The organism is Pseudoalteromonas sp. SR43-5 (genome assembly GCF_014163835.1).
Taxonomy (GTDB): Bacteria; Pseudomonadota; Gammaproteobacteria; order Enterobacterales; family Alteromonadaceae; genus Pseudoalteromonas; species Pseudoalteromonas distincta.
This window is the reverse complement of record NZ_JACJEA010000001.1, coordinates 24,499-37,977: the sequence shown is the minus strand read 5'-3', so window position 1 is coordinate 37,977 and position 13,479 is coordinate 24,499. Positions and strand designations below refer to the sequence as shown.

Annotated in this window: 8 protein-coding genes; 6 read left to right on the top strand and 2 right to left on the bottom strand. The window is 42.5% G+C overall.

All coding sequences use genetic code 11. The features are described 5' to 3' along the window. Nucleotides 1-157 precede the first annotated feature (157 nt). Complete coding sequence (gene rnr / locus H5090_RS00155) at nt 158-2,653, top strand: ribonuclease R (RefSeq protein ID WP_182694701.1); 2,496 nt, start codon at nt 158-160, stop codon at nt 2,651-2,653. Then, nucleotides 2,650-3,393 carry a 23S rRNA (guanosine(2251)-2'-O)-methyltransferase RlmB gene (rlmB, locus tag H5090_RS00150; RefSeq protein WP_002958023.1) on the top strand — a complete coding sequence of 248 codons (744 nt, stop codon included), beginning with the start codon at nt 2,650-2,652 and terminating at the stop codon, nt 3,391-3,393. Before rnr ends, rlmB begins: the two co-directional genes overlap by 4 nt. A gap of 419 nt (nt 3,394-3,812) precedes the next feature. On the opposite strand, the gene H5090_RS00145 is transcribed toward rlmB, so the two are convergent. Then, entirely contained in the window at nt 3,813-5,969 is a 2,157-nt protein-coding gene (locus H5090_RS00145; protein ID WP_182694700.1) for a TonB-dependent receptor domain-containing protein, read from the bottom strand. A 212-nt stretch (nt 5,970-6,181) separates the two neighbouring features. Next, nucleotides 6,182-7,027, bottom strand: a complete 846-nt coding sequence (locus tag H5090_RS00140; protein ID WP_002958025.1) for a LysR family transcriptional regulator — start codon at nt 7,025-7,027, stop codon at nt 6,182-6,184. Between the two features lie 126 nt (nt 7,028-7,153). Here H5090_RS00140 and H5090_RS00135 point away from each other — a divergent pair, with 126 nt between their 5' ends. From H5090_RS00135 to gcvP, 4 genes are all read left to right on the top strand, one after another. Next, nucleotides 7,154-7,753, top strand: a complete 600-nt coding sequence (locus H5090_RS00135; protein ID WP_002958026.1) for a hypothetical protein — start codon at nt 7,154-7,156, stop codon at nt 7,751-7,753. 98 nt (nt 7,754-7,851) lie between these two features. After that, a complete protein-coding gene (gene gcvT / locus H5090_RS00130; protein ID WP_002958027.1) occupies nt 7,852-8,934 on the top strand; it encodes a glycine cleavage system aminomethyltransferase GcvT in 1,083 nt (360 codons plus the stop codon). Between the two features lie 73 nt (nt 8,935-9,007). Beyond that, nucleotides 9,008-9,397, top strand: a complete 390-nt coding sequence (gene gcvH, locus H5090_RS00125) for a glycine cleavage system protein GcvH (RefSeq protein WP_002958029.1) — start codon at nt 9,008-9,010, stop codon at nt 9,395-9,397. A 175-nt stretch (nt 9,398-9,572) separates the two neighbouring features. Further along, on the top strand, nt 9,573-12,464 hold the full coding sequence (gcvP, locus tag H5090_RS00120; protein WP_182694699.1) for an aminomethyl-transferring glycine dehydrogenase: 2,892 nt from the start codon (nt 9,573-9,575) through the stop codon (nt 12,462-12,464). The last annotated feature ends 1,015 nt before the right edge of the window (nt 12,465-13,479 follow it).

Below are 13,479 nucleotides of genomic sequence, written 5' to 3'. Positions count from 1 at the left end.
TAAGGGATCGTTAAGCCCCATTGCGCTAGATTTTTAAACTATACAGCAAGGTAAACAGCAAGGTAAAAGTGCTTTCTTAAAAGTTTAATAGCTTTTACCTGTCTCATTATAACTATATGGGTTAAAATACCTACATAACCAACTAACAAGATAGTGAATGTCAAACCAAGATCCAAATCTCAGTCGAGAACAAGAAAAGTACGAAAACCCAGTCCCTAGTCGTGAGTTTATACTTACTCACCTTCAAGAGCGTTCAAAACCTGCTAACTATGCGCAATTATGTGAAGAGCTAGCAGTAAACGATGACGAACGCCAAATAGCATTTAAACGCCGCCTTCGCGCTATGGAGCGTGACGGACAGCTGTATTTCAATAAATTTAAATGCTACGCCCTAATTGACGAAGCCGGTTTAACCAAAGGCAAAGTAATAGGCCACAGAGACGGTTTCGGCTTTTTAGAAGTTGAAGGCGAGAGTAAAGATTGGTTTATTGCTAAGCACCAAATGAATATGGTGTTACATGGCGACATTGTACTAGCTAAAGGCACTAAACGTGGTTCTGGCTCAAAATGCGATGCACGTATTATAAAAGTGCTTACTAACGAGCGCGCGCCAATTGTTGGCCGTTACTTTGTTGAGCACGGTGTTGCTGTTGTAGTCGCTGAAGACCCGCGCATAACACAGGATATAATGATTTTACCAGGCAACGAAAACGGTGCCCGCCATAACCAAATGGTGCAGGTTAAAATTACGCAAAATCCAAGCCGTAACATGAACGCGGTAGGTAAAGTTGTAGATGTACTTGGTGAGCATTTAGCCCCAGGTATGGAAATTGAAGTTGCACTGCGCAATCACGATATTCCACATGTATGGCCAGAAGAAGTTGAAGCACAAGTTGCTCACCTAGGTGAATTTGTTGAAGAAGCTGACAAACAAGGTCGTGTAGATTTACGTGATTTACCACTTGTAACTATTGATGGCGAAGATGCACGCGACTTTGATGACGCCGTATATTGTGAACCTAAAAAATCAGGTGGCTGGCGCTTATGGGTTGCCATTGCCGATGTATCGCATTACGTAGGAATGAACACGCCGCTTAACAAAGAAGCAATTTTGCGTGGTAACTCAGTGTATTTCCCTGAGCAAGTTATTCCGATGCTACCAAAAGTGCTTTCTAACGGATTATGTTCGCTTAATCCAAAAGTAGATCGCTTATGTATGGTTGCCGAAATGACCGTGTCGAGCGCGGGTAAACTTTCGGGTTATAAGTTTTACGAAGCGATAATGAACTCGCATGCACGTTTAACTTACACCAAAGTAAATGCCATTTTACAAAACGACGAAAAACTACGCGAAGAATACTCAGCCGTTGTGCCACATTTAACTGATTTACAGCAAATGTACATGGCACTTAAAGCAGCACGCCAAGACCGTGGTGCCATAGAGTTTGAAACCCTAGAAACACGTTTTGTATTTAACGCTCAGCGTAAAATAGAATCAATAGTGCCTGTTATTCGTAACGACGCGCACAAACTCATTGAAGAATGTATGATTTTAGCCAACGTATCAGCGGCTAAAATTCTTGAAAAGCACGAAGCAAGCGCGCTTTATCGCGTGCATGACGAACCAGACCAAGAAAAACTAGGTAACTTTACTAAGTTTTTAGGCGAGTTAGGTATTGAAAGTACATTAAGCGACGAGCCAACACCAAAAGAAATAACGCAAGTATTAGCGCGACTAGGTGACCGCCCAGAAGCCGAGCTTATTCAAACTATGCTACTGCGTTCAATGAAACAAGCTGTATATCAGCCAGATAACATTGGTCACTTTGGTTTAGCGTTATCGGCTTACGCGCATTTTACATCGCCAATACGTCGTTACCCAGATTTAGTAGTGCATCGTGCTATTAAAGCAGTAATAAAAGCACAAGGTCAGCAAACGTCTGGCGAATATGCTTACACCGACGACGAAGTTGATCAACTAGGTGAGCAGTGTTCTACGACAGAGCGTCGCGCTGACGATGCAACTCGCGAAGTAGCTGATTGGCTTAAATGTGAGTTTATGCAAGACCATGTAGGTGAAGAGTTTGATGGTGTTATTTCATCGGTTACCAATTTTGGTTTGTTTATTCGTTTAGACGATTTACAAATTGATGGGCTTATTCACGTTACTAATTTAGGCGACGAGTTTTTTGCGCATGATGCTGCAAAACACACCCTAATAGGTGAGCACTCTCACAAAGTTTATCGCCTTGGCGATAAAGTAACAGTAAAAGTTGCGTCGGTTAGTTTAGACGATCGCCGTATAAACTTAACGCTTAAAGGCGATGTTGCACAAGACAGATACTCACGTCGTCGTGCACCAAAAAAAGGTTCAGGTAAGTCTGAGCATGCGCCAGCAAGTGTGCGTTCGCAATTAAAAGCAGGCAAAGTACCAGGTAAAAAGTCGCACAGCGATGACAAACCAAAAGGTAAAAAAAAGCCAGCAAATAAAGATAAAGGCAAGCCTGCAAATAAGTCTGCAACAAAACCTGCAGATAAAAAAGTAGCAGACTCTGCCGTAAAGAAAAAACCAAAGAAGAAGGCCGTTAAAAAGCCTAAAAGAGCAGGCAAAAATGCCCGCAAACGTACTAGCCCAGGAGCAGACAATACGTGAGTAATGAATTAATTTTTGGCTTTCATTCTGTTGAAGCAATTTTAGAAAGCGAACCAGAGCGCTTTGTAGAAATTTACGCCCTTAAAGGTCGTGACGACAAACGCTCAACTCCGATTATTGATGAAGCACGTAAATTTGGTATTTCAGTACAGTTTATGCAGCGTAAAGCCCTTGATAGCAAATCAAAAGGTGAGCAGCATCAAGGTATTATTGCTAACGTAAAAGCAGCGCCAACGTTTAATGAAAAAGATCTTGATGCGATAATCGCTCGTGAAGACACACCGTTTTTACTTGTGCTTGACGGTATTACCGATCCGCATAACTTAGGCGCATGCCTACGTAGTGCAGACGCTGCTGGTGTTCACGCTGTGATTGTACCTAAAGATAAGTCGGCAAAGCTTAACGGTACCGCACGTAAAGTGGCTTGTGGCGCAGCCGAAACAGTACCGCTTATTCAAGTGACTAACCTTGCACGTACGCTTCGCGAAATTAAAGATGCAGGCGTATGGGTTGTAGGTACCGCTGGCGAAACTGATAACCACGTATTTGATGCAAGCTTAACGGGGCCAATGGCTATTGTTATGGGCGCAGAAGGCGAGGGCATGCGACGCTTAACGCGTGAGCATTGCGATATGCTCGTTAAAATCCCAATGGCGGGTACTGTTTCAAGCTTAAACGTATCGGTAGCCACGGGTATTTGTTTGTTTGAAGTATTGCGCCAGCGTAACGCAAATAACTAATATATAAAACGATAAGTTTTATGTATTAAAAAGCCGAGATTGAAATTCAATCTCGGCTTTTTTGTGTCTGTAATTTACGCTTTAACTTTACACTAATTGATACTCTATTATAGCGATAGGAAAATAACTCTATAGCAAGGCAAAAATAACGAAATATAGTTGTTCTTATATGAGTTATTTTTAACGCAGCTAGTGAACGATTTCTCCTATACAAAGCGCAGGTAAACGGTTTAATAACAAGGCAATAATTTAGATGTGTAGTGCTTTTACATAAAAAATTATTAACGCTGTTAGTGGGCCGTTTATCTCATACAAAGCGCAGGTAAACGGTTTAATAACAAGGCAATAATTTAGATGTGTAGTGTTCTTACATAAAAAATTATTAACGCTGTTAGTGAACCGTTTAACCAGCTTTCAATTTAGAATGAGTAAGTGTAGCCCATCTGTACAGTACGCGGCTTACCTGGTTGAATGCCACCGTTTGAACGGTTAGCAACGTATGTTTTATCAAACAAGTTATCAACGCTTAGGTATACTTTTTGATTTTCATCGATTAAGTATTTAGCAGCTAAATCCCATACTACGCGGCTATCAATTGCGTTTAAGCCCGCCTCAGTTAAGTTAGCATGCGCATCAGATACGTAACGTATTTGGCTGTTAACTACAAACGCAGAAAACTCAGCACCTAACGATAACGCTACTTGGTTTTCTGGTACGTAAGGCATTGCATCGCCTTTTTCTACCGCGCCCCAAATTTCTGAATCAAAATCGTTTTTAAACTCAGAGTCTGTGTAGGTGTACGTTAATTTAACTGGGAACATAGCTGTATCAGTTGCAAAAGTACGTGCTGCACTAAATTCAAAGCCCGCTACTTCTACTTCACCGTAGTTGTATTGGTCGCCAATGTTGTCGTCGCTACAACCAACCGCTGCAGTACAGTTACCGTGCATGTTGTCGTAATCTGAGTAAAAGGCAATTACTTCACCGCTAAAGCCATCCATATTGAAGCGAGAGCCAAACTCAATGTTTACACTTTCTTCTTCTTCTTGGTCAGCATTACCAGGTGCTGCTGGTGCATAACCTTTTTGAATGCCCGCAAGTAGCGTTACGTTTTCGTTAAGTGTGTAAGTAGCACCTAGTGACGGCACTAAAATTTCAGTGTCGTTCGACACATCTTTAGTTAAACCGTTGCTGCGTGTTGGATCTGATTTAGACCACTCTTCACGCGTAATAGTAATGTCTTCATAACGAAGACCTGCACTTACTACTAATGTATCAATTGTCCACTCGTCTTGAATAAACAAGGTACTTGCTTCTGCGCTATCTACGCGGTTGCTATCAGAGCCCGGAACGCCTTGCTCTGTAAGTGTTAAGCTTAGGTCTTGATTAAGTGTGTATTTGTCTTCCCATTGAAAACGATCCATTTCGTCTTCGTGGTAACGTACACCAACAGTCACATAGTGATCGCCTGCAGGAATATGTAATTCAGACTGAATACCTTTAGCTTGGTAGTCGCGGTTATTAGCTTTAACGCCAATACCTTCAATACCTTCGCTTGTAGGGTTTGCTTCAAAATCGCTGTACTGCTCAAGAGTACTTAAGCCTACGCTGCTGGCTTTATACCAGTTACGATGAAAATCGTTTAAGTAAGCGGTAGCTAAAAACTCATAGCCATCACCAAAACGGTACGCGTAGTTAAGTTGGTATGCGTTATGGCGAGTATTCATTTCATCGTTTTGCGATGCAGCATAACGACGGTAAGGACTTTCTTGATAGTCTTCGTCAGTTAAGCCCATGTATGTTTCGTCTGATGTTTCGTCAGAGTACTTAATTTTTAGCTCAAGATTATGCGCATCGTTTTGACCAAACGTATGGCCAAACTTTAATAGTAAATCTGTTTTTTCAAAGCCGGTGTTGTCATTGCCTACTGGCAGCTCTTTAAAGCCGTCTGCGCCGTAAGTAAATACTTCAATTAAACCCGCTGTGTTATTTTTTTCTTTACCAAAGTAAGCGTGGCCTTTGTAGTAACCGTCGCTACCAAGGGCTGCATCTACCATACCTTTTGAGCTATTTGGCTCAGTTGGTAAGCTGCGCGAAAGTAAGTTTAAAACACCACCTGTAGTACGCGGGCCGTACTTAACTGAGGCTGCGCCTTTTAATACTTCAATAGATTCCATACGACCCATAGTAGGGAAGTAGTATGCAGAGGGTGCTGAATATGGTGCTGGTGCAACTAATACACCGTCTTCCATTACTGATATTTTATCGTTACGGCCAGTACCTGTACCGCGCATACCAATATTAGGACGAAGGCCATAACCGTCTTCTTCTTGCACGTAAACGCCCGGAACAGACGCTAAAACGCGAGAAATATCGGTAAACTGGAATTTTTGCAGATCTTCTTCAGAAATAAACGTAGCTGAACCAGGAATATCGTTAATTGCCTGCTGAGAGCCAATAACAGTAATTTGTTCAAAGCGTTGTTCTTTATTGCTGGTGTCTTTTGCTATTGCAGTAGCACTAAAAGACAAAGCAACCGCAGTTGCCAAAGTAGATACTAAAAACTTAGGGTTCATTGTGTTCCTAATCATGTTAATTATCTTAATTGGCGTAATTTGAACACGTTAACGAATACGAATCAATGTTATTAACTATTTAATTATTCAGTTTAATAGAACTAAAAACACCTGCTTATGCAACTTAATTAACTAAATTGTTTCTTTTGTATTATTTTGTAATTGTTTTACTAACTATAAAGGCTGAACGATTTATACGTGCTACGTAAGCGCTAGCCCAAGCGTAGGGCTATAAATTCAGCGAGTTTATCTACCGCATTTTCCGACTCACCCGAACTTTTAACCAAGCTAATACCAATATTACCAAGAGCTGGTAAATGCTTGGTTTGAACTTGATAGTTAAGCTCACTCGGTACTGTACTTTTGGCAAGTACCGTAATACCTAAGCCTTCTTTTAATGCTGCTATAAGGCCGGTTAAATCGGCGTTGCTATAAACTATTCGGTATTTAATGCCTGCACTTTTTAATGCATCAGTAGCACGGCGACGATAAATACACCCCTCTGGTGCGGTAACTAGGGTAACCACCTCATTATGCGCAAGTGACAGGTCGCCCACCCACACTAGTTCGTCTTGCATAAAAATAGGAAACTTATCAGAGTTGAGTCGCTCATTTAGCGCAAGTACTAAATCAAACTGATCTTGGCGAGAAGCCGAAAGCAAATGCTTACTTAAACGCGACTTAACCTCTAACGACACCTCAGGGTAGAGCGCCACAAAGTCGCCAATAATTGAGGGTAAAATACGCGCTGCAAATTCGCTCGGAATACCCAAGCGCACTTTACCTGCAATGTTTTCTGAGGTGAACTGCTGCAAAATAGCATCGTTGTGTTGCATCATTTGTTTTGCCATAGGCAATAATAGCTCGCCGTACTGGTTTAATACTTGGCGCTGCCCTTGTTTTTTAAATAGTTTATAGCCAAGCACGTCTTCTAAGCGCTTTATTTGCAAACTGACAGCAGGTTGCGACAGGCCAAGTAAATCGCCTGCTTTAGCAAAGCCACCTATTTCAACTACCATTACAAAAGTACGTAAACCGTCTGTTGATATGTTTTTCATATTTAAAATTACAATTTATATAGCCATATATATAAGTATTATTTATCAATTGATAAATAATTACAATTTGTTGTTGATAGGCGTGGGCAATATACTTTTGTAATCGAAAATACACAGGTGTTTGTTATGACTTTTAACCCAATAATGTTTGCCCGCCACAGCAACGCAAGTAGTGCGGTTACTAACGCTTTGCAAACTAACAACAATCACGTTGTAATGGATTTTAGCGGCACCGAAACCAGTGTATTTTTAAGCACTATTTTAGGCCTTGATTTAACTAAGCTTACCGCCAGCGGTTTAGGCTTAAAAGGCACGCTTGATGGCGACTATAATTCTGACTACAGTTTTGCTGTTTATTACTTTAGCGAAACCGCCTTTAGATTCGTACTACCACACAACGCAAGCCTTCAACTACAAGCGCTTATAAACGAGCAGCAATTACGTTTTGATATTGATTATGTAGTACGCACCGATCTGGCAAGCTTTATTTTAAGTGGCGACAACGCATTTGATACCCTAGTTAATGCTTTTAAATTAACACCAGGTTTGCGCCTTTCTGACGCGCAACTTTGCTACGGTGCACAAAGCGGTGATGTATTTATTACCGCCATTGATAAAAACGACGAACAACACTTTGTATTAGTAGCTAAACAACAAGAATTACAAAAATGGCAAAGCTACATGCAAGCGCAAGGCTTTGCACTTATGCATAGTGAAGCCGCATAACGAATAAAAACAACAGGCGAGCATAAAAATGTTTACCTGTTTTTATATCTATTTAAGCCACGCCCTAAACAGGGTTAATTTAAACGTGAAGGAATGTTATGACTTCTAAAACTGTACTACATGCTAAGCACCTAGAAGCGGGCGCAAAAATGGTTGATTTTCATGGCTGGGAAATGCCAATCAACTACGGCTCACAAATAGAAGAACACAATAGCGTACGTACCGACGCAGGTATGTTTGACGTATCACACATGACTATTGTTGATATTGAAGGGCCTCAAGCAAAAGCATTTTTACGTAAGCTAGTAGCTAACGACGTTGCAAAATTAACCGTACCAGGCAAAGCGCTTTACACAGGCATGCTTAACGAGCAAGGCGGTGTAATAGACGACTTAATTATTTATTTCTTTAGTGAAACGTTTTACCGCCTAGTTGTTAACTCAGCAACGCGCGAAAAAGACTTAGCGCATTTAGCTAACGTATCGAGTGACTTTGACGTAACTGTTACAGAGCGCCCAGAGTTTGCAATGATTGCAGTACAAGGCCCTAACGCTAAAGCAAAAACAGCCACTCTTTTAAATGCTGAGCAACAAGCTGCTGTTGAAGGTATGAAGCCGTTTTTTGGTGTTCAAGTAGGTGATTTATTTATTGCCACAACGGGTTATACTGGCGAAGACGGTTACGAAATAGTAGTACCGAACGACCAAGCAGCCGATTTATGGCAACAACTGCTAGACGCAGGTGTTAAGCCTGCTGGTTTAGGTGCACGCGACACGCTACGTTTAGAAGCAGGTATGAACCTTTACGGACTAGATATGGACGAAAGCGTATCACCACTTGCAGCTAACATGGCATGGACCATTGCATGGGAACCAGAAGATCGTGACTTTATTGGTCGTGACGTGCTTGTTAAGCAACGCGCAGAAAAAAGCACTGACAAACTAGTTGGCTTAGTGTTTGAAGAAAAAGGCGTTTTGCGTAGCGGTTCTAAAGTAATTGTTGATGGTGGTGAAGGGGTTATTACCTCAGGTACTTTCTCACCAACACTTGGTTTTAGTGTAGCCCTTGCACGTGTACCACGTTCAACAGGCGATACAGCTCAAGTAGAAATGCGTAAAAAATTAGTAAACGTTAAAGTAGTAAAGCCTAGCTTTGTACGTAACGGTAAATCAATAATTTAAATAATTTGGTTATATCAATCAGTGTAATTACAGTGATTGATATCCTCCCAATATAAACCAAAGGACAAATAAAATGAGCAACATTCCTAGCGAGTTAAAATACGCACCTTCACACGAGTGGGTTCGTAACGAAGGCGACGGTACATTTACTGTTGGTATTTCTGAGCATGCGCAAGAACTTCTTGGCGACATGGTATTTGTTGAATTACCAGAAGTTGGCGACGAAGTAGACGCTGGCGAAGACTGTGCAGTAGCAGAGTCAGTTAAAGCAGCATCAGACATTTACGCACCTATCAGTGGCGAAATTGTTGCTATTAACGAAGAACTTGAAGACTCTCCTGAAACGGTAAACAACGACGCTTACGGCGACGGTTGGTTATTCCGTATTAAAGCATCTGACGAGTCTGAGCTAGATAACTTACTAGACGCTGAAGGTTACTCGCACACTATCGACGAAGAATAATTATTCTTTGTAGATAACTAAAAGCCCCGCGTGTTTTATTTAGATATCGGGGCTTTTATGATTTTACAGTTAACTTTTCCATACAAAGTGGGCTGTTAAATCATAAGAATTTTAAGTTATTGCTGTTTACCCATCAGCAGTAGCCACATTTTTTGGATCATAGGAATCTGGACACATGTCAAACGCCAAATCTCTTGAAGAACTAGAGCAAAAGCAAGACTTTATTCGCCGCCATATTGGGCCAAGCCCAGCACAAGTAAGCGATATGCTAAGTGCTTTAGAAGTATCGAGTGTGCAAGAGCTCATTGACCAAACTGTACCGGCTAGCATTCGTCTAGAACAACCGCTAACAGTTGGACAAAGCCGTACTGAAGTTGAAACACTAAGCTACTTAAAATCAGTAGCAAGCAAAAATAAAGTTTTCAAATCGTACATTGGCCAAGGCTACCACCCAACTAACGTACCGCACGTAATTTTACGTAACGTACTAGAAAATCCAGGTTGGTATACAGCGTACACACCGTATCAGCCAGAGATTGCTCAAGGGCGTTTAGAATCATTATTAAACTTCCAAACTATGACCCTAGATTTAACCGGTCTTGATTTAGCAAGCGCATCACTACTTGACGAATCAACAGCCGCTGCAGAGGCTATGGGCCTTGCAAAACGCGTATCAAAAGCTAAAAAAGCCAATGCCTTTTTTATTGCCGACGACGTACACACACAAACAATCGACGTAGTAACAACGCGTGCCGAGCAGTTTGGTTTTGAAATAATTGTAGGTAAAGCAGAAGATGCCGTAAACCACGATATTTTTGGCGCATTGTTCCAATACCCAACTACATCAGGCGAAGTGGTAGACATAACTGACCTAATTGCTGGCGTACAAAGCAAAAAGGCCATTGCCTGTGTTGCTGCCGACATAATGAGTTTATTACTATTAAAAGCACCGGGTAAACTAGGCGCAGACGTAGTACTTGGTTCGGCTCAACGTTTTGGCGTACCTATGGGTTACGGCGGTCCACACGCTGCATTTTTTGCAACACGTGACGCGTACAAACGTTCATTACCAGGTCGTATTATTGGTGTATCTAAAGACCGTTTAGGTAACGACGCACTACGTATGGCAATGCAAACGCGCGAACAACACATTCGTCGCGACAAGGCCAATTCAAACATTTGTACAGCGCAAGTATTACTTGCCAATATGGCCGCGTTTTACGCGGTGTACCACGGCCCACAAGGCTTAAAAACTATCGCGCAGCGTATACATCGCTTTGCTGATATTTTAGCAAGTGGCCTTAAAGCTAAAGGCATCGCACTTAAGCACAGCACTTGGTTTGATACGCTAACAGTAGTAAGCGACAACAAAGACGACGTAATAGCGCGTGCAATTGCAAAAGGCGTAAACTTTGCAACAAACCACGAAGGCGAGTACTCAATTTCGGTATCAGAGACAACAACACGCGCCGATATTACTGAGTTATTTGATATTATTTTAGGCGAAGGCCATGGCCTAAGTGTTGACGCTATTGCAGCCGACGTTGAAGCAAATGGCAGCGAGTCAATCCCTGCAAGTTTAGTACGTGATGACGAAGTACTAACGCATCCAAACTTTAACAGCTACCATAGTGAAACAGACATGCTTCGCTACATTAAGCGACTAGAAAGCAAAGATTTATCGCTTAATCACTCAATGATCTCGTTAGGCTCATGTACCATGAAACTAAACGCGACTGCTGAGATGATCCCAATTACGTGGCCTGAGTTTGCAAACCTTCACCCATTCTGCCCGCTTGATCAAGCAGAGGGTTACCAAATAATGATTGGCGAGTTACACGACTGGCTAGTAAACATTACCGGTTACGATGCAGTATCACTACAGCCAAACTCTGGCGCGCAAGGTGAATACGCAGGCTTAATCGCGATTCGTAAATATCACGAATCACGCGGCGATGCACACCGTAATGTATGTTTAATCCCAAGCTCTGCGCACGGTACTAATCCTGCATCAGCGCAAATGGCGAGCATGAAAATTGTAGTAGTTAACTGCGACAAAAACGGTAACGTAGACATGAGCGACCTTAAAGCGAAAGCTGAGGAAGTGTCTGAAAACTTATCGTGTATTATGATCACATACCCGTCTACGCACGGCGTATACGAAGAAACAATTCGCGAAATTTGTGACATTATTCATGAGCACGGCGGCCAAGTTTACATGGACGGCGCAAACATGAACGCGCAAGTTGGCGTAACAAGCCCAGGCTTTATTGGCTCAGACGTATCGCACTTAAACTTGCATAAAACGTTTTGTATTCCACACGGTGGCGGTGGTCCAGGTGTTGGCCCAATTGGTGTTAAATCGCATCTTGCGCCATTTATGCCAAACCACAGCGTAATTAACGTACCAGGTACTAACATCGGTAACGGTGCGGTATCGGCAGCGCCTTACGGCTCAGCCGCTATTTTACCTATTTCATGGGCTTACATCACCATGATGGGGAGCCAGGGCTTAAAACAAGCCACTGAAATGGCCATTGTGAACGCTAACTACTTAACGCATGAGCTAAGCAAGCACTTCCCAATTTTATACCGTGGTCGTAACAACCGTGTTGCTCACGAATGTATTGTTGACTTACGCCCACTTAAAGAGCTATCAGGCATTACTGAAATGGACGTAGCTAAGCGCTTGCAAGATTACGGCTTCCATTCACCAACTATGTCGTTCCCAGTAGCTGGTACATTAATGATTGAGCCAACTGAGTCTGAATCAAAAGGTGAGATTGACCGCTTTATCGAAGCAATGGTGTCAATTAAAGGCGAAATTGAAAAAGTAATCTCTGGCGAATGGTCAATCGAAAACAATCCGCTAGTGTTTGCACCGCATACACAAGGCGACGTATTAGGTAACGAATGGGACCGCGCGTACGACCGTTTTTACGCTGCATTCCCAGTGCCTGCAGTGGCTAAAAACAAGTTCTGGCCAACCGTTACACGTATTGATGACGTATACGGCGACCGTAACTTAGTATGTTCATGCCCAGCGGTTGAGACTTATCGCGACTAAGAGCAGAGACTAATTTTTGAACTTTAATGGGAAGTAAGTTCTATTATAGTTTGGGAATTTATCAAAATTATAAAAGCCGTTGCAGCAATGCAACGGCTTTTTTGTGTGTGGTGATTCCACATAAATTATATGGGCGTAGGTTGGGTAGAGTGAAACGAAACCCAACGAATCACAAATATACTTACTCGCTCAAAAGCCAAGAGTATGTGTTATTTATTGTAGGCGTTTAGCTTGCTGACGCGCGGGCGACAGCCCGAATAAGTATTTAAATAGGTGCTTGAGGTTACCATCACCGATAACGCGAATGCGTTTCACGCTTTTTAAATATTAGAAACCTTATTCAAGGTTTTTTTGCCAGATTGCTGGCGGCAACCAAGGGGCGGCTACCGCCGACCGCCCCTTGGAACCCCACGACGCCCCGAGCATCACGCTTAATCCTTCAATGCACAATTGATGTGAACGTAAACGGCGAAGATAGGCCATCCATGGCCTAGTTCCGCCTTATCGCGCATCCATGCGCGACATTACTCATCAATTGCTTATTTTCAGGGCGTGATGACGGGGAAGGGTGTTAAACGTGAGATTGCTGTTTGGTCTTGGCAATAAACAAGACCTGATCCTCTGTATTTTCTCTAGGTTGGGTTGAGCGAAACGAAACCCAACGAATCACAAATATACTTACTCGCTCAAAAGCCAAGAGTATGTGTTATTTATTATAGGCGTTTAGCTTGCTGACGCGCGGGCGGCAGCCCGAATCAGTATTTGAATAGGTGCTTGAGGTTACTATTACAGATAGCGCGAATACGTTTTGCACTTCTAGAAATCAGAAACCTTATTCAAGGTTTTGTCGCGCTGGCGACGGCAGCCAAAGAGGGGCTATAGATTTTCAAACTTAACTCTGCTGCAAGTAATTCATCCTTGAAGCTGGGTTACTGTCGGCATCCATGCCTTCACTTCCTCATACTGCGAAGCTGCGCTTCGGTTATTCGTCACCTCTCAGCGCACCCGAGCATCA

What these genes read in the sequence shown, in the direction of transcription:
- rnr (WP_182694701.1), top strand. Translation starts at nt 158, where the DNA reads ATGTCAAACCAAGATCCAAATCTCAGTCGAGAACAAGAAAAGTACGAA.
- H5090_RS00145 (WP_182694700.1), bottom strand. Translation starts at nt 5,969, where the DNA reads ATGAACCCTAAGTTTTTAGTATCTACTTTGGCAACTGCGGTTGCTTTG.
- H5090_RS00140 (WP_002958025.1), bottom strand. Translation starts at nt 7,027, where the DNA reads ATGAAAAACATATCAACAGACGGTTTACGTACTTTTGTAATGGTAGTT.
- H5090_RS00135 (WP_002958026.1), top strand. Translation starts at nt 7,154, where the DNA reads ATGACTTTTAACCCAATAATGTTTGCCCGCCACAGCAACGCAAGTAGT.
- gcvT (WP_002958027.1), top strand. Translation starts at nt 7,852, where the DNA reads ATGACTTCTAAAACTGTACTACATGCTAAGCACCTAGAAGCGGGCGCA.
- gcvH (WP_002958029.1), top strand. Translation starts at nt 9,008, where the DNA reads ATGAGCAACATTCCTAGCGAGTTAAAATACGCACCTTCACACGAGTGG.
- gcvP (WP_182694699.1), top strand. Translation starts at nt 9,573, where the DNA reads ATGTCAAACGCCAAATCTCTTGAAGAACTAGAGCAAAAGCAAGACTTT.